Source organism: Nocardioides sp. NPDC000445 (assembly GCF_040300245.1).
In the GTDB taxonomy this organism is placed as follows: domain Bacteria; phylum Actinomycetota; class Actinomycetes; order Propionibacteriales; family Nocardioidaceae; genus Nocardioides.
Genome location: NZ_JBEPDH010000016.1, coordinates 89,901 through 116,485, shown reverse-complemented (window position 1 = coordinate 116,485; position 26,585 = coordinate 89,901). Strand labels below are relative to the sequence as shown.

Annotated in this window: 33 protein-coding genes; 22 read left to right on the top strand and 11 right to left on the bottom strand. The window is 68.6% G+C overall.

Going from position 1 to position 26,585, the window contains the following annotated elements:
• Nucleotides 1-132: 132 nt before the first annotated feature.
• Entirely contained in the window at nt 133-2,268 is a 2,136-nt protein-coding gene (locus tag ABT304_RS21145; protein WP_350718171.1) for a S9 family peptidase, read from the bottom strand.
• Between the two features lie 150 nt (nt 2,269-2,418).
• Nucleotides 2,419-3,729: a DNA polymerase IV gene (locus ABT304_RS21140; RefSeq protein ID WP_350718169.1), complete on the bottom strand. Its 1,311-nt coding sequence runs from the start codon at nt 3,727-3,729 to the stop codon at nt 2,419-2,421.
• A 137-nt stretch (nt 3,730-3,866) separates the two neighbouring features.
• On the opposite strand from ABT304_RS21140, the gene ABT304_RS21135 reads away from it, so the two are divergent.
• On the top strand, nt 3,867-4,790 hold the full coding sequence (locus ABT304_RS21135; protein WP_350718167.1) for a DUF4192 domain-containing protein: 924 nt from the start codon (nt 3,867-3,869) through the stop codon (nt 4,788-4,790).
• Here the strand turns inward: ABT304_RS21135 and ABT304_RS21130 are convergent.
• The 3 genes from ABT304_RS21130 to ABT304_RS21120 are packed head-to-tail and all read right to left on the bottom strand — an operon-like array spanning nt 4,787 to nt 6,559.
• Nucleotides 4,787-5,242 (bottom strand): hypothetical protein, encoded by a 456-nt coding sequence (locus tag ABT304_RS21130; RefSeq protein ID WP_350718166.1) that lies wholly within the window; start codon nt 5,240-5,242, stop codon nt 4,787-4,789. The two genes, ABT304_RS21135 and ABT304_RS21130, sit on opposite strands and share 4 nt — an antisense overlap.
• Before the next feature lie 4 nt (nt 5,243-5,246).
• On the bottom strand, nt 5,247-5,996 hold the full coding sequence (locus tag ABT304_RS21125; protein WP_350718164.1) for a glycosyltransferase: 750 nt from the start codon (nt 5,994-5,996) through the stop codon (nt 5,247-5,249).
• Nucleotides 5,954-6,559, bottom strand: a complete 606-nt coding sequence (locus ABT304_RS21120; RefSeq protein ID WP_350718162.1) for a hypothetical protein — start codon at nt 6,557-6,559, stop codon at nt 5,954-5,956. The genes ABT304_RS21125 and ABT304_RS21120 overlap by 43 nt, the downstream gene beginning before the upstream one ends.
• A gap of 122 nt (nt 6,560-6,681) precedes the next feature.
• Between ABT304_RS21120 and ABT304_RS21115 the strand changes: the two genes are divergently transcribed.
• The 17 genes from ABT304_RS21115 (at nt 6,682) to ABT304_RS21035 (ending at nt 18,053) form a co-directional block, all read left to right on the top strand.
• Complete coding sequence (locus ABT304_RS21115) at nt 6,682-7,260, top strand: HhH-GPD-type base excision DNA repair protein (protein ID WP_160024252.1); 579 nt, start codon at nt 6,682-6,684, stop codon at nt 7,258-7,260.
• A gap of 334 nt (nt 7,261-7,594) precedes the next feature.
• Nucleotides 7,595-8,968: an RNA polymerase sigma factor gene (locus ABT304_RS21110; protein WP_502890399.1), complete on the top strand. Its 1,374-nt coding sequence runs from the start codon at nt 7,595-7,597 to the stop codon at nt 8,966-8,968.
• 120 nt (nt 8,969-9,088) lie between these two features.
• A complete protein-coding gene (locus ABT304_RS21105; protein ID WP_350718159.1) occupies nt 9,089-10,033 on the top strand; it encodes a tyrosine-type recombinase/integrase in 945 nt (314 codons plus the stop codon).
• Nucleotides 10,030-10,518 carry a hypothetical protein gene (locus ABT304_RS21100; protein ID WP_350718157.1) on the top strand — a complete coding sequence of 163 codons (489 nt, stop codon included), beginning with the start codon at nt 10,030-10,032 and terminating at the stop codon, nt 10,516-10,518. The genes ABT304_RS21105 and ABT304_RS21100 overlap by 4 nt, the downstream gene beginning before the upstream one ends.
• A gap of 56 nt (nt 10,519-10,574) precedes the next feature.
• Nucleotides 10,575-10,829: a hypothetical protein gene (locus tag ABT304_RS21095; protein ID WP_350718155.1), complete on the top strand. Its 255-nt coding sequence runs from the start codon at nt 10,575-10,577 to the stop codon at nt 10,827-10,829.
• The gene (locus ABT304_RS21090) at nt 10,826-10,999 is read left to right on the top strand and encodes a DUF6011 domain-containing protein (protein WP_350718154.1); all 174 of its coding nucleotides are present in this window, start codon (nt 10,826-10,828) and stop codon (nt 10,997-10,999) included. The genes ABT304_RS21095 and ABT304_RS21090 overlap by 4 nt, the downstream gene beginning before the upstream one ends.
• The gene (locus ABT304_RS21085; protein ID WP_350718153.1) at nt 10,996-11,325 is read left to right on the top strand and encodes a hypothetical protein; all 330 of its coding nucleotides are present in this window, start codon (nt 10,996-10,998) and stop codon (nt 11,323-11,325) included. The genes ABT304_RS21090 and ABT304_RS21085 overlap by 4 nt, the downstream gene beginning before the upstream one ends.
• Nucleotides 11,322-11,525 (top strand): hypothetical protein, encoded by a 204-nt coding sequence (locus ABT304_RS21080; protein ID WP_350718151.1) that lies wholly within the window; start codon nt 11,322-11,324, stop codon nt 11,523-11,525. The genes ABT304_RS21085 and ABT304_RS21080 overlap by 4 nt, the downstream gene beginning before the upstream one ends.
• Entirely contained in the window at nt 11,522-11,890 is a 369-nt protein-coding gene (locus tag ABT304_RS21075) for a hypothetical protein (protein ID WP_350718149.1), read from the top strand. Before ABT304_RS21080 ends, ABT304_RS21075 begins: the two co-directional genes overlap by 4 nt.
• Before the next feature lie 47 nt (nt 11,891-11,937).
• Complete coding sequence (locus ABT304_RS21070; RefSeq protein WP_350718147.1) at nt 11,938-12,276, top strand: hypothetical protein; 339 nt, start codon at nt 11,938-11,940, stop codon at nt 12,274-12,276.
• Between the two features lie 470 nt (nt 12,277-12,746).
• The gene (locus ABT304_RS21065) at nt 12,747-13,028 is read left to right on the top strand and encodes a hypothetical protein (protein ID WP_350718145.1); all 282 of its coding nucleotides are present in this window, start codon (nt 12,747-12,749) and stop codon (nt 13,026-13,028) included.
• Nucleotides 13,028-13,342 carry a hypothetical protein gene (locus ABT304_RS21060; RefSeq protein WP_350718143.1) on the top strand — a complete coding sequence of 105 codons (315 nt, stop codon included), beginning with the start codon at nt 13,028-13,030 and terminating at the stop codon, nt 13,340-13,342. Before ABT304_RS21065 ends, ABT304_RS21060 begins: the two co-directional genes overlap by 1 nt.
• Before the next feature lie 245 nt (nt 13,343-13,587).
• The gene (locus ABT304_RS21055; RefSeq protein ID WP_350718141.1) at nt 13,588-13,950 is read left to right on the top strand and encodes a hypothetical protein; all 363 of its coding nucleotides are present in this window, start codon (nt 13,588-13,590) and stop codon (nt 13,948-13,950) included.
• On the top strand, nt 13,947-14,369 hold the full coding sequence (locus ABT304_RS21050; protein ID WP_350718139.1) for a hypothetical protein: 423 nt from the start codon (nt 13,947-13,949) through the stop codon (nt 14,367-14,369). The genes ABT304_RS21055 and ABT304_RS21050 overlap by 4 nt, the downstream gene beginning before the upstream one ends.
• Entirely contained in the window at nt 14,366-14,635 is a 270-nt protein-coding gene (locus ABT304_RS21045) for a hypothetical protein (RefSeq protein WP_350718138.1), read from the top strand. The genes ABT304_RS21050 and ABT304_RS21045 overlap by 4 nt, the downstream gene beginning before the upstream one ends.
• Nucleotides 14,635-17,841: a hypothetical protein gene (locus tag ABT304_RS21040; protein WP_350718136.1), complete on the top strand. Its 3,207-nt coding sequence runs from the start codon at nt 14,635-14,637 to the stop codon at nt 17,839-17,841. Before ABT304_RS21045 ends, ABT304_RS21040 begins: the two co-directional genes overlap by 1 nt.
• 41 nt (nt 17,842-17,882) lie before the next feature.
• Nucleotides 17,883-18,053 carry a hypothetical protein gene (locus ABT304_RS21035; RefSeq protein WP_350718134.1) on the top strand — a complete coding sequence of 57 codons (171 nt, stop codon included), beginning with the start codon at nt 17,883-17,885 and terminating at the stop codon, nt 18,051-18,053.
• 58 nt (nt 18,054-18,111) lie between these two features.
• On the opposite strand, the gene ABT304_RS21030 is transcribed toward ABT304_RS21035, so the two are convergent.
• From ABT304_RS21030 to ABT304_RS21015, 4 genes are all read right to left on the bottom strand, one after another.
• Nucleotides 18,112-18,453, bottom strand: a complete 342-nt coding sequence (locus ABT304_RS21030) for a hypothetical protein (RefSeq protein ID WP_350718132.1) — start codon at nt 18,451-18,453, stop codon at nt 18,112-18,114.
• Nucleotides 18,450-18,890: a hypothetical protein gene (locus tag ABT304_RS21025; protein WP_350718130.1), complete on the bottom strand. Its 441-nt coding sequence runs from the start codon at nt 18,888-18,890 to the stop codon at nt 18,450-18,452. The genes ABT304_RS21030 and ABT304_RS21025 overlap by 4 nt, the downstream gene beginning before the upstream one ends.
• 357 nt (nt 18,891-19,247) lie before the next feature.
• The gene (locus ABT304_RS21020) at nt 19,248-19,736 is read right to left on the bottom strand and encodes a DUF456 domain-containing protein (RefSeq protein ID WP_350718128.1); all 489 of its coding nucleotides are present in this window, start codon (nt 19,734-19,736) and stop codon (nt 19,248-19,250) included.
• Between the two features lie 87 nt (nt 19,737-19,823).
• A complete protein-coding gene (locus ABT304_RS21015) occupies nt 19,824-20,030 on the bottom strand; it encodes a DUF7455 domain-containing protein (RefSeq protein WP_040756289.1) in 207 nt (68 codons plus the stop codon).
• A gap of 390 nt (nt 20,031-20,420) precedes the next feature.
• Between ABT304_RS21015 and ABT304_RS21010 the strand changes: the two genes are divergently transcribed.
• Both ABT304_RS21010 and ABT304_RS21005 read left to right on the top strand, forming a co-directional pair.
• Entirely contained in the window at nt 20,421-22,484 is a 2,064-nt protein-coding gene (locus ABT304_RS21010; RefSeq protein WP_502890398.1) for a DNA gyrase/topoisomerase IV subunit B, read from the top strand.
• A gap of 4 nt (nt 22,485-22,488) precedes the next feature.
• Nucleotides 22,489-22,911, top strand: a complete 423-nt coding sequence (locus ABT304_RS21005) for a hypothetical protein (RefSeq protein WP_350718126.1) — start codon at nt 22,489-22,491, stop codon at nt 22,909-22,911.
• 21 nt (nt 22,912-22,932) lie between these two features.
• Here ABT304_RS21005 and ABT304_RS21000 read toward each other — a convergent pair whose 3' ends face one another.
• Nucleotides 22,933-23,829, bottom strand: coding sequence for an RNA polymerase sigma-70 factor (locus tag ABT304_RS21000; RefSeq protein ID WP_350718124.1), 897 nt, complete (start codon nt 23,827-23,829; stop codon nt 22,933-22,935).
• A gap of 82 nt (nt 23,830-23,911) precedes the next feature.
• Here ABT304_RS21000 and ABT304_RS20995 point away from each other — a divergent pair, with 82 nt between their 5' ends.
• On the top strand, nt 23,912-24,859 hold the full coding sequence (locus tag ABT304_RS20995) for an NAD-dependent epimerase/dehydratase family protein (protein WP_350718123.1): 948 nt from the start codon (nt 23,912-23,914) through the stop codon (nt 24,857-24,859).
• 25 nt (nt 24,860-24,884) lie between these two features.
• Nucleotides 24,885-25,337: a PaaI family thioesterase gene (locus ABT304_RS20990; RefSeq protein WP_350718236.1), complete on the top strand. Its 453-nt coding sequence runs from the start codon at nt 24,885-24,887 to the stop codon at nt 25,335-25,337.
• 53 nt (nt 25,338-25,390) lie between these two features.
• On the opposite strand, the gene tuf is transcribed toward ABT304_RS20990, so the two are convergent.
• The gene (gene tuf / locus ABT304_RS20985; RefSeq protein WP_350718121.1) at nt 25,391-26,578 is read right to left on the bottom strand and encodes an elongation factor Tu; all 1,188 of its coding nucleotides are present in this window, start codon (nt 26,576-26,578) and stop codon (nt 25,391-25,393) included.
• Nucleotides 26,579-26,585 lie beyond the last annotated feature (7 nt).

The following is a 26,585-nucleotide window of genomic DNA, read 5'->3' as shown; positions in this document are numbered from 1 at the left end:
GTAGAGCGCCTGTCATCGAATCCGTCTTCGATCTCTTGTCCGGTTCGACGTACGCGGCGGGCGATAAGTTGCATCGCGAGGTGAATCTCAGGGGTTTCTCATGGAGTACCCCGAGATCACCACAGATATGCCCTACGAAGAGGTCACCTGGTCGATCATCCAGGCAAGGCTGAACGCTCGGTCCTCCCAGGCCTTGTAGCGCCCCGAGACTCCACCGTGCCCGGCCGCCATCTCCGTCTTCAGCAGTACGTCACCAGGATTCTCTGCCGTCGCGCGCAGCTTGGCGACCCATTTCGCGGGCTCCACGTAGAGCACGCGGGTGTCGTTGATGCTGGTCTCGGCCAGGATCGGCGGGTAGTGCTGCCGGGTGACGTTGGTGTAGGGGTCGTAGGAGGACATGTAGTCGTACGTCTCCTTGTCGGCCTCCGGGTTGCCCCACTCGTCGTACTCGGTGACGGTCAGCGGGAGCGTCGCGTCGAGCATCGTGGTCAGCGCGTCCACGAAAGGCACCGCGGCCACGATCGCGCCCACGGCGTCGGGCGCCTGGTTGGCGACCGCCCCCATCAGCAGTCCACCGGCGCTGCCGCCCTCGGCGATGATCTGGCTGGGCGTCGACCAGCCCGTCTCGGCGAGGTGGTGCGCGCAGGCGATGTAGTCGGAGAAGGTGTTCTGCTTCTTGAGCATCTTCCCGTCGTCGTACCAGGCCCGGCCCATCTCGCCGCCGCCGCGGATGTGGGCGATCGCGAACCCGATCCCGCGGTCCAGCAGGCTCAGCCGGGCGATGGAGAAGTAGGGGTCCATGCTGGCCTCGTAGGAGCCGTAGGCGTAGAGCAGCACCGGGATCGGCCCGGTCTCGTGGAGTCCCTTCTTCGCCACGATCGAGATCGGCACCCGTACGCCGTCCTCGGCCGTCGCCCAGAGCCGGTGCTCCTCGTAGTCGTCGCGGTCGTAGCCACCGAGCACCGGGGCCTGCTTGAGCAGGGTCAGCTCGCGGCTGCGTACGTCGTAGTCGTAGACCGAGGCCGGGGTGCGCATCGTGGTGTAGCCGAGCCGCACGACCGGGGACCCGAAGGTGGGGTTGGACCCGGAGCCGATCGTGTAGAGCTCGTCGTCGAACTTCACCAGGTAGTCGTCGGCGACACCGTTCTCACCGAGCTCCAGGATGCGGAGCTGGGTCAGGCCCTCGCTGCGCTGGTGCACGACCAGGTGGCCGGCGAAGGCGTCGACGTCCTCCAGACGTACGCCCTGGGTGTGGGGGACGAGCGGCTGCCACTCGGTCCGCGGGGTCGGGGCGATCGGCGCGGTGGCGATCTCGAAGTCCGGCCCCGAGGCGTTGTGGGTGACCAGGAAGACGTCCTCGCCGGCGATGGTGGCGTGCTCGATGGAGTATTCGACGCTCTCCTCGCGGGCGGCGAAGACCTGCCAGCCGGCGTCGGGGTCGTCGAGGTCGAGGAACCGGTATTCGGCGGTGATCTTCGCGGCGGTGCCGATGAACATGAACCGGTCGGACTTGGTCCGTCCCACGCCGACCCAGAACCGGTCGTCGGTCTCGTGGAAGACCAGCTCGTCCTCGTCCTGGCTGGTGCCGAGGCGGTGGCACCAGATCTTGTCGGCGCGCCAGGACTCGTCGGCGGTCGTGTAGTAGAGGTTGGCGGAGTCGCGGTCCCAGGTGGCGCCGCCGTGGACGTTGGTGAGCTCGTCGGTCAGCAGCTCGCCGGTGGTGAGGTCCTTGACGCGTACGGTGTAGCGCTCGTCGCCGGTCACGTCGGTCGCGTAGGCGAGCAGGGTGGTCGACGGACTGACGCTGGAGCCGCCGAGGCTGAAGAAGTCATGGCCCTCGGCGAGGGCGTCCAGGTCGAGGAGCACCTCCTCGCCGGGGAGGGCCGGCTGGTCGTGGGTGACGTCGGCCGGGGTCGGGGGAGTCCAGTCGTCTTCGTCGGCGACCTTCACCCGGCAGCTCGCGCCGTACTGCTTCCCCTCGAAGCTGCGGCCGTAGTACCAGTAGCCGCGCGACCGCGTCGGGACGCTCAGATCGGTCTCGAGCGTGCGCGCCTTGATCTCCTCGAAGATCTGGGTACGCAGGTCGGCGAGGTGGTCGGTCTGCTCCTTGGTGTAGGCGTTCTCGGCCTCGATGTAGGCGATGACCTCGGGGTTCTCCTTCTCCCGGAGCCACTCGTAGTCATCGGTCCGGGTCAGGCCGTGGAACTGCTTGGACGAGGGCTTCTTGGGGGCGATCGGCCAGGGGGTCGAGGAGAGGTCGGCAGACATGAACGAGACCCTATCCCCGCGACCCTCGAAGCCCCGAGCACGGCACCGACGCGCCGGTCGCATCGCATCGCGCTATCGCACATGTTGGTCGTCTGGCGCGATAGTGCACCCGCTCGCCGCGACGGCGAGATCGAGCCGGGGGAGCGGGCGTCAGGACTCGCTGAACGGCTGCAGGTCGGGGTCGTCGACGGCGTACGACCTCACCGGACCGGCGGGAGTCTCGGCGGTCTCGAAGCGCACGGTCACGACGCCGCGCCCCGAGCCCCAGACCCAGCCGCGGCCCATCTCGGCGTGGACGACGTCCATCCCGGCAGCCCAGGTCGGCCTCCGCACCGGCTCGGGCAGCGGGAGGTCGGGCTCGGCGTCCTCGTCGGTGTCGTCGCCGAAGAGGTCCTCCTGGATCCAGTCGGCGAGTCCGGAGACGCCGACCCCGAGAAGGCGTACGCCCCCGGCCGTCTCGCCGGCGGTGAAGAGCTCGCCGAGCAGGGTCCTGGCCAGGCGGGCGATGGTGCCGGGCTGGTCGGTCGGCGCCGGCAGGGTCGCGGAGCGGTTGATCGTGGTGAAGTCGTAGAGCCGGACCTTGATTGTGATCGTGCGGCCCGAGAGCCCGTTCTTCTTCAGCCGGGCGGCGACCTCGCCGGCCTGCCGGGTGAGGATCTGCTCCATGAGTGGCCGGTCGGTCAGGTCGGTGTCGTAGGTGCCCTCCACGCTGACCGACTTGGTCTCGCGCTCGGGCTCGACGCGGCGGTCGTCCTGGGCTCTGGCCAGCTTGTAGAGGTTGGTGCCGTGGGACTTGCCCACCAGGCGTACGAGCTCCTCGACGCTGACCTGCTCCAGATCGGCCACCGTGTGGATGCCCGCGCGGCGCAGGCGCTCGGCGGTGGCGGGGCCGACGCCGGGGATGACCTTGACGTTCATCGGGCGGAGCAGGTCGAGCTCGGTGCCGGGCGGCACCACGACCAGGCCGTCGGGCTTGTCGAGGTCGCTGGCGATCTTCGCGATGAACTTCGAGCTGGCCAGGCCGACGCTGGCGGTGAGGCCGCCGGTGACCTCTGCGACCTCCTCTCGGATCCTCGACGCGGTCGCGGTCACCGTCTCGACCTCGAGGTCGGGGAGCTCGGCGGCGGCGAGGTCGACGAAGGCCTCGTCGAGCGAGAGCGGCTCGACCAGCGGCGAGAGGTCGCGCAGGATCCCGAAGACCTGCTCGCTGACCTTCTTATAGGCATGGAAGCGCGGGTAGAGGAAGGCGGCGTGCCCGCACAACGCGCGGGCCTCGCGGGTCGACATCGCCGAGCGGACGCCGAAGGTCCTGGCCTCGTAGGAGGCGGTGCTGACCACGCCGCGCCCGCCGATGCCGCCCACGACCACCGGCTTGCCGCGCAGGGACGGCTTGTCGCGCTGCTCGACCGAGGCGAAGAACGCGTCGAGGTCGAGGTGCATCACCGACGCCTGCGCTCTCATGGTGGCAACCTATCTGGCAGCGGGGACAGTCCGGCTCGGGCCGCTGACCATCCACAGGCGAGGTTGGGGAGGTGGTTGTCCACAGGCGCGGTTATTGGCGCCGAAACTGTCGGTGGGTCGCGGGGAGTGTGGTCCGCATGACCACGAAACTCTCCATCGCCCGTCCCGAGGACGTTCTGGCGGCAGTCCCTGTCCTCCTCGGCTTCCAGCCCGAGAAGTCGATCGTCATGCTGACCTTCGGCGGTGAGCATCAGGTCCACGGCCGGATCGACCTACCTCCGCCGGACGAGGTCGAGGGCTGCCTGGACAGCCTGCTCCTGCCCGCCGTCCGCCACCAGGTGCGTGGTGTCCTGCTCGTCCTCTACGACAGTGGCCCGCGCTTCGGGGTGAAGATCGCCCGCCGTCTCGCCGAGCGGCTCGCCGAGTGCGAGATCGACCTGATCGGGTGCCTGCGGGTGCAGGACGGCCGATGGTTCGACCCGCTCGGATTCCATGGCGTTCCCGACGACGGCGTGCCCTTCGATGTCGGGGCGCATCCGTTCCGCGCCCAGGCGGTCTACGACGGACATCTGGTGCGCCGCTCGCGCACCGAGCTGGCCGCCTCGATCGCCGCGGTGCCCGAGGCCGTGGCCGAGACCGAGGCGGCGCTGGCGCAGGCGTCGTCGATGAAGATCTACGAGGTCGGCCGGCTGGTCGACGACGCGGTCGCCGGGACGGTCCTGTCTGCCGCCCAGATCGCCTCCCTGCTGCTCGCGCTGCGCGACCCGCAGCGGCGTGACGCCGCCTGGGGCGGGATGACCCGGGAGGAGGCCAGGGCCCACGTGCGTCTGTGGACCGATGTCGTACGCCGCAGCCCCGACGACCATGTCGCCCACCCGGCCGCCGTCCTGGCCTTCGCCGCCTGGCTGGGCGGTGACGGAGCGCTTGCCTGGTGTGCGCTCGACAGGTGCTTCGCGAGCGAGCGCCGCCACGGTCTCGGGGTGCTGGTCGCGCAGATGCTCGAGGGTGCCGTTCCTCCGACGGCCTGGGAGGAGGAGCTCCGGACCGGCCATCCGGCCTAGTCGTTGCGGTAGCGCAGCCGCTTCCACCGCCGACTGAGCCCCGAGCGCGGGTCGACCCACGCGTTGCGGGTCACCACGACGTACGTCAGGGGCGCCCCGATCTCCCGGAACGCAGCCCGGGCGGCGGCGAGCCAGCGGAGGTCGACGTCCTCGATCCCCAGGTCGCCGGCCCGAGTCAGCCACACGATCGGATCCGGCACGCCGACCCGGCGGCGCATGCTGTGGATGATGTCGGTGCGCAGCCAGTGGTCGGTGGGCTCGTCCTCGCGATGCGCGTGGGCGACCTCCTTGCCGCCCGGGATACCGAGGTGGACGAGCGCCAGGAAAGAGCGCCGGTGCTCGGTAGCGGTGTGGTCGAGCACAGCACGTCGCAACCGCTTCTCGAGCACAGGCGAGAGCGGCTCGTGCAGTCCTTCGACGGACGTCTCGGACAGAGTGGGCATGGTGGCCATGGGCCTAGCGTGCAACGGACGCCGGAATCCCGCGACCGTCTTTCCACAGGGCCCGGACCTCAGGCGCGGCGTGACGTCCCGAGTTCGCCCGCCGGCTCATAGCCCCGCTTCGATGATCCGGGCGGATGCTGCGGCACCGTCCGCTCCGGCGTACGCCTGCTGCACCTCCGAGGCGGCGGCGCGGATGCCCGGATCGGCGAGGACGCGGCGTACGGCGTCGACGAACCCGGGTGACCCGACGCGCTTCGGCGATACCGCGATCGCGTTGCCGCGCTGTTTCGCACATCCGCACGTGCCAGGTCTGCTCCGGCTGCAATCCCATACCGACGAAAGGGATACCGGTGGCACAAGCCGTCTGGACCGTGCCTTGTCCGCCGTGCAGCACAGCCGCGTCGACCAAGCCGCCGAGCCGGTGCGCGGGCAGCAGTCCGGTCACGTGAACATTCGGGGGAAGCGTCTCGCCAGCGCCCAGGTAGTGGGAGATCGGGGCGATCACGTTCACGGGAAGCGTGCCGAGCGCGTGGGCCGCGGCGACGGCGATCCGACGGCTCGCCGAGGATCCCAGGCCGAGGTAGACCAGCGGCCGCGATGCGGTCGCCAGCTCCTCGACGATCGACGGCATCGGCGCTTCGATGTGGGCGAAGATCGGGCCGACTCGCTCGAAGCCTTCCGGCAACGTGAAGCCTTCGAGCTCCCACGGCATCTCGGTGATCAAGTTGCGATCAGCGGTGAGGAGCGAGGAGATGGTCCGCATCGAGGCACGCCGTTCGCGACCGCCACGGTCGTGAACGAGCGTGGGGCCAGCGGGGCCTTGGTGTAGATCCAGCGAAACGCGGCGGTGGCCATCCGATCCATGAATCGCGCGGCGCGCCCCCTTCCCTCCACGAGGAACAGCTGCCGCGCCTGGCGCACCTGCGGCTCGGTCAGTGCGAACGGGACCGGATAGTAGAGAGGTACGCCTTCGGCGCGGGCGGAGATGTAGGACGTCAGGTTCGACCCGGTTGCGACGGCCGAGGCGACCTGCTCACGGATGACCTGCCGCTCGATCGACACGCGGTCGGCGACCACTCGCTCGGTGAAGGGGTTCTTCAACGTCTTGCCCTGATCGAACGCGATGAGCTGCTCGCGTTCCTGGCGCGTGAACGCGGGAGTCTGCGAGATGTAGGCGAAGCCTGCATCGCGGATGAGGTCGACGTAGTCGTCCTCATAGCCCATGAAGACGGTGCGGTGGCGCGGGCTCAACGCTCGAGCGACCTGGATCATTCGCGTGGTCTCGGCCAGGTTGAAGGTCACCGGACAGAACAGCACGGTCGCCATCGAAACGTCCCTCCTGGGCCCGGGTGGTCTCACGCCCGGTGTGCCGACTGCACGAAACCGTATCGCCTCACTGGCGGCTGCCTTCGGCTTCGACCGCGTGTTGCTTTCCTGGATGAGGCAGGATGTCCCTTATGCCTTCTCTCCACATCACCGGCGACGAGGCCGCCGACAAGCTGCTCTCCGAGGATCCGTTCGCGCTGTTGCTGGGTATGGCCCTGGATCAGCAGTATCGGATGGAGGATGCGTTCAAGGGAGGTCACAAGCTGGTGACCCGCCTCGGCCATCTGGATCCCGCCAAGATCGCCGAGATGGACCCCGAGGAGTTCAAGACGATCGCCTCGACGCCGCCCGCGATCCACCGGTTCCCCGGCTCGATGTCGGCGAAGGTGCAGGGGATCGCGACCATCGTCACCAACGAGTACGGCGGCGACGTCACTCGGCTCTGGACCGAGGCCACCAGCGGCAAGGACCTGCTCAAGCGGGTCCAGGCGCTCCCGGGCTTCGGGAAGCAGAAGGCGCAGATCTTCGTCTCCCTGCTGGCCAAGCAGCTGGGAGTGCGGCCCGATGGCTGGCAGGAGGCCGTCGGTGACTACGCACTCGATGGTTACCGTTCTGTGGCTGACGTCGTCGACGTAGCGTCGTTGCAGAAGGTGCGTGACTACAAACAGCAGAAGAAAGCCGCAGCCAAAGCAGCCGGATGAGTTGCTGGGGGACATAATGCCCCGGATGGGGAATGTTCACCACCATCGTGGCAGAATGAATCTGCGGCTCTTGACGACCCCGGGCCCTGCCGCGCCCAAACCCAGTTTTTGATAAGTCTCGACCAAGTTCGACGGAGAGGTGTTCGTGTCCTCGAACGCGCGCAAGATACCCGCTGAGGTACTCGCCCACCCTGCCGTGAAGGCGCTGATCGACCAGGCCAAGCCAACCGGACGGGTCAGTCCCGACCAGGTCCGCCAGGCCAGCGAGGATGCCGCGGTCGAGCCCAGGCACCTCAAGGCACTGCTCGGTCACCTGAGCACGCTCGGCATCTCGGTGGACCTCGGCACCGCCGTCACCGGCCGTGCCGCGGCGGCGACTACCTCGACCCGCAAGACGACCACGGCCAAGGCGCCGGCGAAGAAGGCCGCCGCCAAGAAGGCGGCGGCTGCGCCCGCGAAGCCGGCCACCGAGGTCGCGGCGAAGAAGGCCGATGAGCCCGAGCCGAAGAAGACGACCGAGATCGACGAGGACGGCGAGGAGATCGTCCTCGAGGACGTCGAGGTCGATGTCGACGACATCGAGGTCGATGACACCGACACCGACGACGAGACCCCGGTCGTCCAGCTCGGTCCCGACGGCAAGAAGATCCTGCCCGACATCCCCGACGAGCAGTTCGAGAAGGATGTCGCCGCCGATCCCACGATCAAGGAAGACGAGAAGGAGGCCTCGAAGCAGAGCTTCGTCGTCTCCACCTCCGACGACACCGACGAGCCCGAGCAGACCGTCATGGTCGCCGGCGCGACCGCCGACCCGGTCAAGGACTACCTCAAGCAGATCGGCAAGGTCCCGCTGCTCAACGCCGAGATGGAGGTCGAGCTCGCCAAGCGGATCGAGGCCGGCCTCTTCGCGGAGGAGAAGCTCGGCAAGGGCGGCAAGATCACCCCGAAGATCCTCGATGAGCTCGAGTGGATCGCCGAGGACGGCAAGCGCGCCAAGAACCACCTCCTCGAGGCCAACCTCCGACTCGTCGTCTCGCTGGCCAAGCGCTACACCGGCCGCGGCATGCTCTTCCTGGACCTGATCCAGGAGGGCAACCTGGGTCTGATCCGTGCGGTCGAGAAGTTCGACTACACCAAGGGCTACAAGTTCTCGACGTACGCCACCTGGTGGATCCGTCAGGCGATCACCCGCGCCATGGCCGACCAGGCCCGCACCATCCGTATCCCGGTGCACATGGTCGAGGTCATCAACAAGCTCGCGCGCGTCCAGCGCCAGATGCTCCAGGACCTGGGCCGCGAGCCCACCCCGGAGGAGCTGGCCAAGGAGCTCGACATGACCCCGGAGAAGGTCATCGAGGTCCAGAAGTACGGCCGTGAGCCGATCTCGCTCCACACCCCGCTGGGTGAGGACGGCGACTCCGAGTTCGGCGACCTGATCGAGGACTCCGAGGCGATCGTCCCGGCCGACGCGGTCTCCTTCACGCTCCTCCAGGAGCAGCTGCACGCGGTGCTCGACACGCTCTCCGAGCGTGAGGCCGGCGTCGTGAGCATGCGCTTCGGCCTGACCGACGGTCAGCCGAAGACTTTAGACGAGATCGGCAAGGTCTACGGGGTCACCCGCGAGCGCATCCGCCAGATCGAGTCCAAGACGATGTCGAAGCTGCGACACCCGTCCCGATCGCAGGTTCTGCGCGACTATCTCGACTGAGGCTGTAGGGGTGTAGCACCTGTTCTCGCAGGTCAGACACGCTATTCGCCGTCCGACAAGCGACAGGCTACACCCCTACAGCGTTGCTAGTCCAGATATTCTGGGTCTACGATTCGTCTCATGGCGAGACGAGGTAGCGCATCCGAACCCGGACTGAGCGTGGCCGAACTGCGCGACCTGGCCGAGTCCTGGTCCCTTGCGCTGCGGGCCGAGCGCAAGAGTGCCCCCACCCTGAAGTCGTACGGCGACGGGGTCCGGTTCTTCCTGGACTGGTGCGAGGAGACCGAGGCTGAACCGCTGCTCCGAACCAGCCTGCAGGGATGGGTCGCGCACCTGCTCGAGGAGGGTCGGGAGGCCTCGACCGCAAACGCCCGACACCTGGCCGTGCGTCGGTTCGGGGAATGGCTGGACACCGAGGGCGAGATAGATGTCTCGCCCTTCATCGGGCTCAAGGCGCCGAAAATCGACGCGAAGGTCATCGAGCCGCTCAGCGACGACGAGCTGCGCGCCATGCTCCGCGCCTGTCAGGTCGCCCGCGGCACCGACGAGAAGGAGACCTTCCGCCGACGCCGAGATGAGGCCATCATCCGCGTCATGTTCGAGACCACGGCGCGCGCGGGGGAGACCGCGAACATGACCCTGGCTGACCTCGACCTGAAGGCCGGGATCATCATCATCCGCCGCGGCAAGGGCGGGAAGGGGCGACGCGTGCCCTTCGGCCCTGACGCCGCCCGAGCCATCGACCGCTACCTACGACTCCGCAAGCACCACCGCCTCGCCGACTCGGATGCACTCTGGCTAGGCGACCGTGGCAAGGGCTTCACCTACGACGCCCTGCACAAGACGCTGGCCAACCGTGCCGCCGACGCCGGCCTCGAGGGGTTCCATCCGCACCGCCTGCGCCATACCGCCGCCCACCGATGGCTCGAGAAGGGCGGCAGCGAGGGCGGCCTCATGGCCGTAGCAGGCTGGACCCGGCCCGACATGCTGCTGCGCTACACCAAGGCCCGCGCCGAGGACCGCGCGGCCGAGGAGGCTCGCTCGCTCAACCTGGGGGACCTGTGAGCGACTTTCCAGACGGTGGGTCGGAAGAGGCGTACCCAGAGAGTTGGTCGGAAGAGACTCGGGAGAAGCATCGACGGTTCGTAGCGGCGACGCAGGCGCCGAGCATGGTTGTTAGCTTTCGCTGCGACTGCGGCAACTACGTCGGGTACATGAAGTTCCACCCCTTCTACGGCCTCGAGGGACTGGGCGAACTCGCGACCGGTGTCGAGAGCATCGCTGACGATGGGACGCCGTTGCCCGGGGACATCACAGAGGCGGCGATCGCCGCCTTCAAGAAGGCGCACGGAGAGCTCCGGACGCGCTACCGCCTCACCTGCTCCGCCTGCGGCACCACGTTGCCAGTGAGGGCAGAGAAGCTCGCCGAAGTGGCTCGGCGCATCCATGAGCGACCGGCCGAGATGATTGCCGCCCAGCGGATCGTCCTGGTCAACCGCGTGCCGCATCTCAAACTAAGCGCTCTGCGCGCTATGCTTAGCGATATCTAAACCGGCACTGCATCCAGTGCAGGGCAGTCATGCCCTGACGTTTGCAGGAGCCGAACGTGGCCGAACAGACCACATCCACCGCGTCCCAATGGGGACGTATCGGCGCCCACCTGAAGTGGGCCAACACCGCCGACCGCACCGCCGCCACCGCGCCCGCTCGGGCTGCGCTCGACCAGAAGTTCCTCGACCAGGCCGATGGTGACCCCGACCGTGCGGCGCACCTGCGCAAGGCGCACTTCCAGCGACTCGCGCTGAAGTCGGCTGCGTCCCGTCGTGCGAAGGCCGCCGCCCGCCGAGGTGAGGCCGCATGAGCCCCGGGAACGACAGAGGCCGCCCCCGCCAGGACGGCCCCACGCTGTCGAACACCAGCGATTCTAGCGTCCGCTGCTGGCTCTGTGGTCGACCGCTGACCGCCGAGTCGAGTCGCGTGCTCGGCATCGGGCCGAAGTGCTGGGCCGACCGGATGGGCGGTGCGGCATGAGCGCCCCTGACGAGACCTTCGCCGAGACCTTCGCCCGCGCGAACCTGCTCACGCCCGCCCTGGTGCGTGACCTACACGCCGGCGACCAGGGCGCAGCAGCCGAGCGGCTCGTCGCCTACATCGAGCGGCTGCACGACGAGGCCGAAGACAAGCGCGCGCTGTTCCGGGCCATCTTCCTGACCGTCTACGACTTCGCCAACGCCCTGACCAGCACGGTCGAGCAGATGTGCGACGAGGACGACGCGGCCATCGCCGAGCTACTCGACGGGTGGGAGCGAATCGGGCTCGCCGCAGACGCTCGCCGGGGCGAGGAGGGCTCTTCATGAGTGGCTACTGGAGCGACCGCGTCCGGGTCGAGCAGCTACTCGACGAGACCGCCGAGGACGACCTGTCACCGCTCGACGTGCGCCTGTTGGCCATCCGCCGGCGCAAGGCCGCCGCCGAGGCCAGGGACCGACGCCGGGCCGAGGCTGACGAGCGCCAGAGGTACTGGCTGAACGAGATTCTCGGGGAGAGTGGCGCATGAGGGGCCGCGAGGTCTGGGTCGGCCACAAGGGCACGCTCGGAGCCCCGCCGTCTTACGCCGGCACCATCCGGCCTCAGCAGCTCCGGGTCGCCTACTGCAACCGCTGGGCCGCCTATGCCCGGGGTGTCCTGGCTCGAGTACTCATCGGCGACCTCGGTATTCGCCCGATGTACTCCGCACCTTCGGGCGCGTGGGCGATGTTGCCCGCCCGCCTCGATGAGCTGCGCGCCGAGGCCGCCCGCCGTGGCATCCCCTGCGAGGTCGTAGAGCACGAGCACCTGCGGAGCCTCGCCCGTCGGGAGAGGGACGAGAAGAACGCCGAGGCTGCCGTGCTGAAGGCCGAAGAACGAGGGCAGCTCTGGTGATTCCGTTCGATGAGTGGTGCGCCAGTGACCAGCACCGGCTTCGCCAGATGGCCCGCGACCCTGAGCTCAAGCCCCTCAAGTTCCGCGTGATGTTCGCGGCCGAGGGCTGGGCCAACCTGATTGGTCACGCCGAGTTCGCCCCTGGTGGCTTGGGGCTGGTCCTCCAGTCCGCGAACCCCCGGACCGGAGAGCTACGGATCCCGTCGAAGACCACGATCGCGCACGCGATCAAGGAGGCGATCGACCTCGGGCTGATCGGCAAGGAGTCGACCGCACGATGCCTGGTCGCCGACCCCGAGAAGTTCGCCAAGTCTGGCGGACATGGCGGGAAGACCTGCCGCACTCATGGGCTGAACGCGCGACCTCGAAGAGGGGTGAATCGGTGATGGTTCACGCTCAGAAGTTGCTCAATCTCAGCAACTCGACCTGCAAGAAGTTGCTCAATCTCAGCAACCCGGTTGCTCAATCTCAGCAACTTTCACGCTCAGATTCCCTATCTCTTTTCTGTTCTCAGGAGCGCTCGCGCGACTTCCTTCCGCGCCAGCGGCCGGCGCCCCGCGCCTATGCCCCCGCAGGGGGACGCCGTCACGGCGAGGACCACGCGGCCCTCGCCGCCCCGAGTGCCTGCGCCCTGCCAAGTGGACCGGGCAGCGCCTGGTCATCAACCACGCCTCCGGCTGCACCCTGGCCGGCGAACCGAAGCAGGTGAGCTGATGCCGCGCCACGACCGCCACACCCACCCCGCCATCAAGCGCCGGCGAGCAGAGGCCCGGCGACGGCACCGCGAGCGCGTGGCCGAACGCGCCGCTGGCGGACACCACAAGACCGAACACCCAATCCACCGAGGAGAACCCAGATGAGCACGACCACGAAGGAACCGACACTCACCCACGTCAAGGGCTGCCGGCGCGACCCCGGCCGACTCGAGGTCACCGACTACCCCGATCAGGGACTACGCACCCTGCACTGCGTCGACTGCGCCGCGCACAGCGCCATCGTCATCGACACCGGCGAGGAGCTCCCCGAGCCGACCGCCGTCGGCGCCTGGTCCGGCGTCAGGCAGACGCCCGTCTCCATGGAGCGCGCACCGGTGGACGGTCCGCCGCGTCGCCAGCGCGGCTCGCGAGGTGTCCTCTGATGGCGAAGCACGGTGAGTACCAGGTCGGCAGGGGTTGGTTCGACTCCTCACGCAAGGGCTGGGTCGACAAGCCCGACAAGCTGACTCCGGTCGTCCTCGGCGCCCCGCCACGGGAGGACCAGCGCGAGCAGGTCCGGGCGTGGGGCAAGCCGCGCGCCTTCAAGGAGCGCGAGGACATGGAGTCACTCATCCGGCTCCGCGACTCCGACCGCGTCGAGGACCGGCAGACGTTCGACAAGATCGCCAAGGGCGGGATGCGGATCCAGATGCACGACTACGAGGCAGCCAAGGCTGCCGAGGCGAACGGGGGCTGAGATGCCAGCCGTGCACGGCGTGAACGTCACCCATCGGGAGAGCAAGGGCCCGGATCACATGGGAGCGAAGGTTGCGAGCGAGGTCCTTTCTCCCGCACAGACCAGCCTGCGCCGTGCCACGGCGGGCGTTCCCCGCACCCCCCGGCGACCCCCTCCACCTGGCCCCAGCGGGACCGGGGGGAAGGCGTCTCGGAGGTGCGTCGACCAATCAACCTCAACGACGAACGACCGGACGGAGGGCTCTGATGCCTGCTGCTAGGAACGCTACGAAGCCACACAGCCGAGCTCACCGCGGCCAGATGGGCGCCCGCGTGCCGCTCCTCGACCTCCCCTCGGAAGGCTGTTCGCTCCCGGTCCCGGACATGCCGGCCGGTCGCGAGTGGACCAACGACGAGGCCGACCGCTGGGCGGAGCTGTGGAGCAGTCCTCAGGCCACGCAGTGGGACGAGACGGCCCGGGGAACGGTCGCCTGCCTGGTGATCTACGAATCGGCCATCTTCGCCGGTACCGCTTCGGCCTGGCAGGCACAGGAGGCCCGCTACGCCACCGAAGCCCTCGGCCTGACCCCCAAGTCGCTGGTCGCTCTCGGATGGCGGATTGCCGAATGAGCGCCCGACGACAGGCACGCGCCGCGCAGACCGCGACCGCGGTCCAGACGCTCGGCGGAATTCCTCGCTGCCTCGCCATCGGCCCCTGCCTCGAGGTGTGGGCCGATGGCGACGTGATCGACATCGGTGAGGACTTCGCCGTCAGCATCACGCGTGACGTCGCCGTCCTTGGCGGCGCCCGCCGGCGCTACGGATCCGCGCGCCGCCACTGGGTCGAGGGATCCGGCATGGATCCCCGCAAGTCCTGGGCGATCCTGCCCGCCCGCCGCGCCTGGTCGATCACGGAAACCAACGAAACAGCCGCACGCCTCCGGGCCATCGGCTGCACCCTCGCCGACCTCCCGGCACTCGCCGACGAGGCAGACGAGCTTCACCGTCGGGCCACGCTCGACGACTCACGGAAGGCACCGACTTCATGACCGCCGCACCAACCATCGACGACCCAGTCGCGGAGTTCACCGAGCTCCCGCCGAACGCGCAGCAGGAGCTACTCAAGCTGTACGCCGCAATGGAGCTGATGCTCCCGGAAGAGCGTTACGCCTGCGCCGCCACTCAAGCCGACGTCGCCGAGACGCTCGAAGCACTGGGCGCCCTTCCCCTCACCCACCGCGTGAGCATCGCGGTGATCCAGCTGCTGACTGCGGCCACGCTCGCCGAGCGGGCCGCCGACGAGAGGAGTCTCTGATGGGAGTGAAGCGTGAGCTCATCATCCTCGAGCTCGAGGACCGCGCGAGCCGCGAGGCGCTGGAGGCCGCCGCGGCCTTCAAGACGCTCGGCGGCTCCATCAACAGGCTGTCAGGCGTCGCGTCGACCAACTCCCGGGCGTTCCGCTCGATGGGCCGCGACGTCGACGGCATGGGCGCGTCGTTCATCCGCGCTGGAACCAGCATCGACACGTTCTCGGGTCGCCTCAGCGTGCTGGGCCAGTCCGCCCTGGTGCTCGGCCCTGCGCTGGCTCCCATCGGTGCAACGATGGTTCCCGCGGTCGCTGGCCTCGCCTCCGGTCTCGCGGGCGCCGCTGGCGCTGCCGCCGCCGCTGGCCTCGCGTTCGCCGGAGTCGGCGACGCCCTCGGCGCGCTCAACGCCTACCAGCTCGAGCCGACCACGGCGAACCTGGAGAAGCTGAACCAGGCCATGGCCGTCCTCGGTCCCGCCGGCGAAGGGTTCGTGCGCTATCTCGACTCCATCGGCGGCTCGCTGGAGCGCCTGCAGCGCATCGCCGGGGCCCACATGTTCCCGGGCATGCAAGCGGGCCTGGAGTCGCTGCTGGGCATCATGCCGCGCGCTGAGTCGCTCGTGGCCGAGTTCTCCGCCCGCCTCGGCAACCTGTCCGCCGACGCCGGCGCTGCGCTGGGCGGCCCGGAGTGGGACTCGTTCTTCGCCTTCCTGCAGCGCGACGCCGCGCCCATCTTCGACGAGTTCGCGCGGTCGGCCGGCAACGTCGCGCTCGGCTTCGGCAACCTGATGGCAGCGTTCGCGCCCCTGTCGCGTGACTTCGCCTCGGGGATGCTGGAAGCCTCCCGTGCGTTCGCAGCTTGGTCGGCCGACTCGAGCAGGTTCGAGGGCTTCATCGACTACGTGCGCCAGGTCGGACCCCAGGCCACCGAGTTCTTCGTAGCTCTCGGCGAAGCCTCCGTGGCACTGGTCCAGGCCATCGCGCCGTGGGGCTCGGTCGTACTGCCCGCGCTGACCGCGGCGCTCAACGTCTTCACCGCGATTGCCGACTCTCCGATCGGTCCCGCCCTGACCACCGCGGCCCTGGGATTCCTGGCCTTCAACAAGGCGGCCGCCGCCAGCACGGCCATCATGGGCCGCTTCGGCCCGGCAGTCGGCGGGATGAGCGCCTCCTTCGGCCAGATGCGCGCCGACCTGGGGACCGTGGCGACCACCTGGGCCACTGCGGGCGCAGCGAGCGAGCGCGAGTCCAAGAAGATGGCCGCCGCGACCGGCCGGCTCAAGTCCAACATGGCCACCATCGGCAAGGGTGCCGCCGGCGTCGGTGCGGTCGGCGTCGCTGCCTCGGGGGCCGCCCAGGGCATCGGCCTGCAGAACACCGCCATGCTCGGCCTTGCCGGGACCATGGCCGGCCCCTGGGGCGCTGCTGCGGGCGTTGGCGTCGGGCTGCTGCTCGACTTCAAGGCCGCCCAGGACTCGGCCAAGCAGTCGGCCTCCGACTTCGCCGCCGCTCTCGATCAGCAGACCGGCGCACTCACCCAGACCAACCACGCCATGGCCCTGGACGCGCTCAGCGCCGAGCAGCTCCAGATCTTCAAGGACGCCGGGGTCAGCATCCAGGAGATGACCAACGCCGCACTGGTCGGCGGGGAGACCTGGGAGCGGTTCCGCGCCGAGATGGTCGCTGCCAACCCGGAGTTCACCAACTCGGCCTACGGCTGGAACTTCATGGCGACCGAGGCCGAGCGCGCCATGGGCGCCATCGACGGCGTGGCGAAGCAGTCGGCCGAGGGGCGCAAGGAGTTCCAGCTGGAGAAGCCAGCCAAGGACGCAGCCGCCGACTCCACAACGCGCTATGCCGCCGCAGCCCGCGAGGCAGCGGCTGCCATCGAGGCCGAGCGCAACGCCGCCCGTGCCACCGGCCGCCAGTTCGTCGGCCTCGGCAAGTCCCTCGATGACGCGAAGGTCTCTCTCGGCGGATGGCTGGCCGAGATGGAGAAGTCAGCCCGCGACCTCGAGCGCTTCGGGGCGAATGCACAGCGTGCTGCACGCCGCGGCCTCGACAACGGGCTGATTGCCTCCCTCAACGAGGCGGGACCGGCCGGCGCTCGCCGCATGGCGCAGCTCGCCAACGCGACCGATGCCGAGATCGCCCGCGCGAACGCCGCATGGCGCCGTGGCCAGGCCGCCATTCAGAACTACGTCAACACCCGAGTGCCCCCGAAGCAGATCACCGTGGACATCTCTCAGGCGGTCTCCAACGTCCGCGCGGTGCAGGCGGTCATCAACTCGCTGCAGGGGAAGACCGTCACGGTCACGACCCTGCAGAAGTCGATCTACATGTCGGGCAAGCAGTCCAGCATCGCCAAGGGGAACTGGCCAGACATGGCTGACGGCGGCACCATCCTCGGGGCTCGCTACCCGTACGGAGACAAGGTCTTCATCCACGCTGCACCTGGCGAGGAGATCATCTCCAACCGCTACGGCCAGGCCGACCAGTTTCGCGCCGACCGCGCCGCCGGCCGTATCCCTGCCTACGCCAACGGCGGAACGGTCGGGATCCCTGCCTACGCCAACGGCGGAACGGTGCAGGGCTCGCCGACGAAGTCCCTGGAGCGCTCGCTGGGCCGCCTGGAGAAGGCGGTCGACCGCCAGCGCGACCGCCTCGACTTCTGGAACAACAAGCGCTCCGAGCTCAGGTCGGACGTCTCGAACTCCCTCAAGCTGGACTGGCTCTCCGGCGGCTCGTCGAACCCGTTCTCCGGTGCGGGCATGAGCGGCACCGCCGCCTTCGCCCAGCAGCAGTGGGCCAAGCAGCGAGACAACTCTCGGCTCCTCTCGCGGACAATCGCGAACCTGCGCAAGAACGGCGCTGGGGATGCGTTCATCGCCGAGGTACTGCGCTCCGAGGACCCGCTCGCGGCCGCGCAGATGTTCAACCGCCAGTCCAAGGGCGGGATGCTCCACAGCCAGAGCCTGTTCCTGCAGGCCACCCGCGCCACCGCCTCGGCCGCGAACTCGACCTCTTCCATCTACGCCGACGAGCAGCGCGCAGCAACGAGTGTGCTCCGACGCATGGACAAGAGGGTCGCCGGCCTCGAGAAGGCCATCAACCGCAACCACAAGGACGCCAACCGCTCCCGCGACAAGAACGGCGCCCGCAAGGCCGTCTCCTCGGGGTCCCGTTCCCGGACCCGGAGCAAGAGGGGCAGCTGACAGGCAAACGGGTGGACGCTCGGTCATGCCATGCTCAGAGCATGGCGTTCATGGTGACCTTCCCCGACGGAACCGAGAAGAAGTACCTCGACCTAGTTGTCTGCTCGGTGGACGACGTCGGCGCACTGACGATCACTGACGGTGAGGACGTGCGGACCTACTCTGCGCTCGAGTGGGAGACGGTCGCCCCGCTGAGGCGCCGAGCCCTCTAGGTGGAACGACAGCAGCCCCGGACGAGATGCCCGGGGCTGCTGGTCCTCTTGCGCGCTACTACTGCGACTCGAGCCACTCGGCGGCCTTGAGCGCGTCCTCGGCGAGCTGGCGGAGTGCCGCCGGACCCTCGATGTCACGGCCCCTCGACTCAAGGAAGAGGTCGACGGTCGGCGCCGTCAGTTCGGCCACCTTTTCCGCTCCGTACTCACGGCGGTACCTCGCGATGGTCAGGTCCGAGTGCCCTTCAGTGATGGCGATCTCGAACAGCCCGAGCTGTCCCCTATGCGTGCGCACGGTCGGGTCCTCGAACTCGTCCTCGTCGATGTCCCGGTGCCCGGCAGGCTCCTCACACCAGGACGGGCAGGCCGAGAGCGCTCGGGCAGCGACTGCGGCGCTCATCGGATGTCCTCTTCGGCGTCCTTGACAAGCTCCGACGGCTTCACGCCGAGAGCCTGGGCAAGCAGGTCGAGGTGGGCGATGTTGAACTCGTCGGGGTTCTGGCACAGGTGCATCAGCATGCGGCAGCCGAAGTCGGCCCATGCCTTCTCCTCGGCCGCCGGGTCCTCGATGTTGTCGAACCGGCTGGAGATGCTGCGGGTGACGCGCCAACTCGTGGTCCGCGCCTCCTCCTCGATGGTGTTGGTCATGGTTCTACCTCTCTGGGTTACTTGGTCGGACTGCAGTGCGTGGGTGTCGCCGTAGAAGACCGCGCTGGTCTTCATGATGAAACCGCTACCGGTCGCGCCACACGAGCAGCGCCAGCGGTAGCGTCGGAGCAGCCGGCCGTAAGGCTCGACCTGGAAGACGTGCGGGTTGACCGACTCTTCCCCGCTCATCAGTTGACCTCGCGCGGCCGTGCGGCGCTAGTAGAAGATGTGGTCACGGTGCTGGACCTGCTCTCTCAGGTTGAGTGCCTAGGCCCTGGTCGGGTGCTGCAACACCTGCCGGGGCCGCTATTGTCAGTCGGTGATATTCCGGCCCACAGCGCTTGGCCCGCGATGGCTGGTGAGCACGACACCTACAGCGTTCGTTCGTCCCTAATGCGCGACTATCTCGACTGAATCTGGCTAAGATCTCCTCGAACGCCTTCCCGGACTTCTGGGAGGGCGTTCGCCATTTCCTGCACTTCTCGGGCATTGCAGCGCCTGAGAAGTGCAGGGATACCCGGTTGACCGGGTATCCCGAACCGGCGACTACGGGGTGATGACGAGCCCCACGACCCAGGTGATGGTGGCGAAGGTGGCGGCGGTGGCGTCGATCAGGATGAACAGGCCCATCGCCTTCAGGGCGGTCCAGGTGGAGGTCCAGGCGGCACCTGCGTCACCGCCGTGGCGGCGGAGCTCGGCGAGGAAGACGCCGACGGGGAAGCCGACGAAGATGCCGACGACGGGGATCACGAAGAAGCCGATGATGGCCAGGACCGCGCCGACGATCTGGGTGGACAGCGGCATCCCGGAGTCCTTGAGGCGCTTGCCGGGGATGGCGTACTTGGTGATCAGCCCGATGGCGATGAAGGCGGCCGAGATGCCGAAGATCACCCACCCGGTGGACTCTCCCAGCCAGATGGCCCAGCCGAGGATCGCGGCGGCGACGAGCAGCGCTCCGCCGGGGAGGACAGGGACGATGATGCCGGCGATGCCGAAGGCGATGGCCAGCGCGACGAGAACTTCGACGAGACTCACGGAGCGAACCCTAGCCCTGTGGCACCCCGCAGACGCCGAAGGCCCGGACCGTCGTGGTCCGGGCCTTCGGGGAGTCGGTGGGTGGGGTCAGTTCTTCTCGGTGAGCTTGTGGGTCTCGTCGGTGATCGAGCTCGCGATCTCCTTGAGCTTCTCACCGTGCTCGCGGGCGTGGTGGGCGCAGAACAGCAGTTCGCCGCCGGAGTGGAGCTCCGCGCGTACGTAGGCCTGCGCTCCGCACCGGTCGCAACGGTCCTCGGACGTGAGCGGCGAGCTGGTGGCAACGGCAGTGGTCACATCGGCCTCATTTCTGAATCATGATTGCGCCGGGATAACGTACGTGAGTCTTAGAAGATTCCCTAGATCGCTAGCGTTTCCTCGTGGACTCTTACCGCCGCCGCACCTCTAATCCTTGCAGTTGTCGCTCCGGGTTGGGGATCCGGGTCGGACCTACCCCGCGGGACATCGCTGTCCGTGACAGACATTCTTACCTGTCGACTGACCATTTCGTGCATCGAAACCCGCAAGTTCCACGTAACGGACCGATCACGACGTACGTGTGCCGCCCGATGGCGCGTGGGCGGTTGCCGCGTGCCTGCGTGAGACCCGGGCGTGTCGCACGGTAGATTTCTTCCAGGAAACACCCCCACGCAGTACCCCGGGTACCACGCAGTTACGCAGGAGCCGATCATCTCTGACAACACCTACAACGCCGCGCACCTCCTCGTCCTCGAGGGCTTGGAGGCGGTGCGCAAGCGTCCCGGTATGTACATCGGCTCGACCGATACCCGCGGCCTCATGCACTGCCTGTGGGAGATCATCGACAACGGCGTCGACGAGGCGCTGGCAGGAGTCGCCGGCCACGTCGAGGTGACGATGCACCCCGACGGCTCGGTCGAGGTCTACGACGACGGCCGTGGCATCCCGACCGACAAGGAGCCCCGCACCGGGCTCCCGGGCGTCGAGGTGGTCGCGACCAAGCTGCACGCGGGCGGCAAGTTCGGTGGTGGCTCCTACAACGCGACCGGCGGTCTGCACGGTGTCGGCCTCTCGGTCGTCAACGCGCTCTCGAGTCGCATGGACATCGACGTGGACCGCTCGCCGGCCCAGCAGGGGATGTCGTTCCGCCGGGGTGTGCCCGGGGTGTTCGACGGCGACGGCCCGACGGCCGCCTTCACACCGCAGAGCGGCCTGACCCGCAAGGGCAAGCGAGTCGCCAAGGGCAAGACCGGCACCAGGGTCAGGTTCTGGCCCGACCGGCAGATCTTCACCAAGGACGCCCGCTTCGAGCTCGAGGGCCTGCTCGGCCGGGCCCGGCAGACGAGCTTCATCGTGCCCGGGCTCGAGCTGGTCATCCGCGACCTGTCCGGCGATGACCCGGTCGAGGAGAAGTTCCGCCACGACGGCGGCATCGCTGAGTTCGTCGACTTCCTGGCCAAGGACGAGCCGGTCAGTGGCGTACTCCGCCTGCAGGGTTCGGACACCTTCACCGAGACCGTGCCGATGCTCGACGACGCCGGCCACATGACGCCGCAGGACGTCGAGCGCGAGCTCGGCGTCGACATCGCGGTGCGGTGGGGCAGCGGCTACGACAACGAGATCCGCTCCTTCGTCAACGTGATCGCCACCCCGAAGGGCGGCACCCACGTCAGCGGCTTCGAGAACGCGCTGACCAAGACGTTCAACGACGCCATGCGCGCCACCAAGGTGCTCAAGGTCAATGACAAGGACATCGTCAAGGAAGACATCCTCGAGGGTCTGACCGCGGTGGTGACGGTGCGTCTGGCCGAGCCGCAGTTCGAGGGCCAGACGAAGGAGATCCTCGGCACCCCGGCTGCCCGCAGCGTGGTGCGCAAGGTCGTGGCCGCGGAGATGAAGACGTTCCTCACCGAGTCGCGCGGGGCGCAGAAGCAGCAGGCCAAGCTGGTGATGGAGAAGGTGTACGCCGCCTCCAAGACCCGGCTCTCGCTGCGTCAGCAGAAGGAGAACCAGCGGCGCAAGAACGCGCTGGAGTCTTCTGCGCTGCCGTCCAAGCTCGCCGACTGCCGCACCACCGACGACCGGGCGGAGCTGTTCATCGTCGAGGGTGACTCCGCGCTCGGCACCGCGAAGGTGGCCCGCAACTCGGAGTTCCAGGCGCTGCTGCCGATCCGCGGCAAGATCCTCAACGTCCAGAAGGCCTCGGTCGGCGACATGCTGAAGAACGCCGAGTGCTCCTCGATCATCCAGGTGGTCGGGACCGGCACAGGTCGCAGCTTCGACCTGGACGCGGCGCGCTACGGCAAGATCATCTTCATGGCCGACGCCGACTCCGACGGCGCCCACATCCGTACGCTGCTGGCGACCCTGTTCTTCAAGTACATGCCCGAGCTGATCGCCGCCGGCAAGGTCTACACCGCGGTCCCGCCGCTGCACCGGATCGAGATCTCCAACCCCAAGAAGGGGATGGAGAAGTACATCTACACCTACTCCGACCCGGAGCTGCAGCGGAAGCTCGCCGAGCTGAAGAAGAAGAACATCACCTGGAAGGACCCGGTGCAGCGCTACAAGGGTCTGGGTGAGATGGACGCCGACCAGCTGGCCGAGACCACCATGGACCCGCGCCACCGGACGCTTCGCCGGCTGACGCTGGACGATGCCGACGAGGCCGCGGCGGTCTTCGATCTGCTGATGGGATCCGAGGTCGCTCCGCGCAAGGAGTTCATCGTCGCCGGGGGCGGTCAGCTCTCCGAGACCGACCTCGACTTCTAGGGCCGTGACCTCAGCGATGGACCAGAAGGCAGCCCGGACCGCGGCGACCAAGGCGTTCAAGACGGGCGGCATGCCACTGCGCAAGGGCCATCACCGGCTCGGCGACCCCAAGACCGACGACATCGTCTGGTACGTCGACCTGCGCGCCCAGGGCGCCGGGCCGAGCGCGCCGCTGCGCTATGAGATCGGCTGCTGGGTCGCCGCCCTGGGCCACCCGGAGCCGGAGGGCGGCCCGGTCGACTGCCCGCTGCTGCTCGACCGGCCGGTCGCGGCCACCACACCCGCCGAGATCGGCGAGGAGGTCGACGAGCTGGTGACACTCGTCGCCGATCTCGACTCGGTCACCGCGCTGCGTGACGCGCTGGCGGAGGGGACGCTGGGGCGGCCGCTGGTCGACCAGTCGCTGCGTACGTTCTTGGACGGGTAGAGCCTGGACGCTGACGCTCGGTCAGCGCTCGGCCAGCAGGGCGAAGAGGTCGCCGACCTCACCCAGGTGACCGAGCTTGTCGGGGTTGAGGACGTTGTGCATGCGTACGATCCGGCCGCCGTCAACGTCGAGGGCGATGACCCCGAGCAGGGCGCCGTCGGCGCCGCGGGTGAGCATCGCCGGCTGACCGTTGGCGTGCGAGAGCTCCAGACGTACGCCGAAGCGCTCGCCCTGACGCATGAGCCCGAGCAGGAAGCGGGCGACGGCGACGGCGCCCAGCATCGGCTTCTGGATGGCGGGAGCCCGGCCACCGCCGTCGGCGACGAAGACGACGTCGTCGGCGAGGAGGCGTTCCAGGCCGGCGATGTCGCTCGCGGAGAGCGCGGCGACGAACTGGGAGGCGAGCTGGTCGCGGCGCTCGCGGGACGGGTCGAACCGCGGCGTGCCGTCGGCGATCCGCTTGCGGGCACGGGTGAAGATCTGGCGGCAGTTGGTCGCGCTCTTGTCGACGACGGGGGCGATGTCCTCGTAGTCGTAGCCCAGCACCTCACGTAGCACGAACACGGCGCGCTCGACCGGCGTGAGTGACTCCAGCAGGACCAGGAACGCGGTGCTGACGGTCTCGTCGAGCTCGAGGCGGTGGCTCGGGTCCTCGTCGGAGACGAGGATCGGCTCGGGCAGCCACGGCCCGACGTACTGCTCACGGCGGTGGCGGGCCGAGCGCAGGGTGTCGATGGCGATCCGGGTGGTCACCGTGGTGGCGTACGCATCGAGGTTGTCGACCTCCTCGCTGCTGCGATGCATCCGTAGGAACGCCTCCTGCACGACGTCCTCCGCCTCGGCGACGCTGCCGAGCATCCGGTAGGCGATCGAGAACATCAGCGGGCGGAGCCCGTCATGGGCGGTTGCGAGGTCCACGAGTGCAGGACCTTACGCCAGCTGTCACAGGAGCGCAGGTTGTTTCGTCGGTGGGGTCAACAACGACGAAAGGAACAGAACGATGCGTATCTTCATCGCAGGCGGAACCGGGGCGGTCGGCGTCAGGATGGTGCCGCTTCTGGTGGCTGCCGGACACGAGGTCTACGGCTCGACCCGGCACGAGGCCGGGTGCGAGACCCTGGCCGGCATGGGTGCGACCGGGATCGTGATGGACCCGCTGGACGCGCAGAGCGTCCACGACGCCGTCGCCAAGGCGGCGCCCGAGGTGGTCGTGCACCAGCTCACCGCGCTGGGCGGGCTCAGCGGGAACCTGAAGAAGTGGGACCAGGACTTCGCGATGACCAACCGGCTGCGTACCGAGGGCACCGACCACCTGCTGGCGGCGTCCCGGGCGGCCGGGGTGCGGCGGTTCGTCGCGCAGAGCTTTGGCGGCGGCTGGACCTACGAGCGCACCGGCGGCTGGGTCAAGGACGAGACCGCCCCGCTCATCGTCGACCCCGGCAAGGAGGCGCGCGGCACCCTGGCGGCGATCCGTCACCTGGAGTCCGCGGTCACCGCGGCGACCGACCTCGAAGGCGTCGTGCTCCGCTACGGCAACTTCTACGGCCCCGGCAACGCCACCTCCCGCGAGGGAGCGCTCGGTGAGATGCTGCGCAAGGGCAAGATGCCGGTGGTCGGCGGTGGCACCGGGGTGTGGTCGTTCGTCCACATCGACGACGTGGCCTCCGCGACCGTCGCGGCCCTCGACCGGGGTGCGCCGGGCATCTACAACATCGTCGACGACGAGCCGGCTCCGGTGAACCAGTGGATCCCGCTCCTCGCCGAGGAGGTCGGCGGCAGGAACCCGATGCGGCTGCCGGCCTGGCTCGCCCGGCCGCTGATCGGCGAGTTCGGGGTCGCGCTGATGACCTCCGTGCGCGGCTCCTCGAACGCCAAGGCCAAGCGGGAGCTCGGCTGGACGCCGTCGTACGCCACCTGGCGCGAGGGCTTCCGGACCGGGATCGGCTGATCGTGGTTATGGTGGCGCGGTGAAGATGATCGCGTTGCAGGACGAGTGGTGGCCGACGATGACCTGCTTCGGGTGCGGGCCGGCCAACGCCGAGGGGCTCCGGCTGAAGAGCTATCCGCAGCTGGACGGTAGCGTGACCGCGACCTTCCAGCCGTGGCCGCAGCACGACAACGGCGGCGGGTTCCTCAACGGCGGGATCATCGCGACCGTCCTCGACTGCCACAGCGCCGCCGCGGTGCACCAGGAGGCCTTCCTCAACGGCTGGATGCCTGCCGAGGGGGAGTCGCTGGCCTACGTCACCGCAGGGATCGACGTACGCTACCGGCGGCCGGCCCCGCTCCGGGAGCCGGTCACGCTGATCGCGTCCACCAAGGACGCCAGCGAGGACCAGATCACCTCGCTGGTGCGGCTGGAGTGGGACGGGAAGGTCCGTGCCGAGGGCGAGGCGCTGTGGAAGCGGTGGCGCCCCCGCGACTGAGAAATGGGAGACGGCCCCCACCAGGTGAGGGCCGTCCCATCTCGTCGAGCAGCTCAGTCGAGAAGCTCGGTCACGGTGCCGGCGGCGACGGTGTGACCGCCTTCGCGGACCGCGAACCCGAGTCCGACGTTCATCGCGATCGGCTTCTCCAGCTCCACCCCGAGCTCGATCGTGTCGCCGGGCGTGACCAGGGCGATCTCACCCAGGTCGATCCCGCCGGGCACGTCCGTGGTCCGGAAGTAGAACTGCGGCCGGTAGTCCGCGGCGAACGGCGTGTGCCGGCCACCCTCGGCGGTGGACAGCGCGTGCAGGTTCGCCCGGAACTTCCGGTGCGGCCGTACGCTGCCCGGCAGCGCCACCACCTGGCCGCGACGGACCTCGTCGCGCTTGACGCCACGCAGCAGCACCGCCGCGTTGTCGCCCGCGTCCGCGGACTCCAGCGACTTGCCGAACGTCTCGAGCCCGATCGCCGTGCTGGTGATCGTCGCGCCGAGGCCCACGACCTCGACCGCGTCGCCGACCTTCAGCGACCCGCGCTCGACGGCACCGGTGACCACCGTCCCGCGGCCGGTGATGGTGACGACGTTCTCGATCGGCATCAGGAACGGCTCGCCGAGCTCGCGCTCCGGCACCGGCACGTAGCCGTCGATCGCGTCGAGCAGGTCACCGATCGCGGCGGTCCACTCCGGGTCGCCCTCCAGCGCCTTCAGTCCGGAGACCCGGACGACAGGTACGTCGTCGCCGGGGAACCCGTACTCGGAGAGGAGGTCACGGACCTCCAGCTCGACCAGGTCGAGCAGCTCCGGGTCGTCGACGGTGTCGGCCTTGTTGAGCGCCACCACCAGGTACGGCACGCCCACCCGGCGCGCGAGCAGCACGTGCTCGCGCGTCTGCGGCATGGCGCCGTCCTGCGCGGAGACGACCAGGATCGCGGCGTCCACCTGGGCGGCGCCGGTGATCATGTTCTTCACGTAGTCGGCGTGCCCGGGCATGTCGACGTGCGCGTAGTGCCGGGTCGCGGTCTCGTACTCGACGTGCGAGATGTTGATCGTGATCCCGCGCTGCAGCTCCTCCGGAGCACGGTCGATGCCATCGAAGGCGATGAAGCGGTTCACGCTCGGGTCGCGCTCCGCGAGCACCTTGGTGATCGCGGCGGTCAGAGTGGTCTTGCCGTGGTCGACGTGACCCATCGTCCCGATGTTGAGGTGCGGCTTGGTCCGCACGAACTGGCCCTTGGCCATGAGAGTT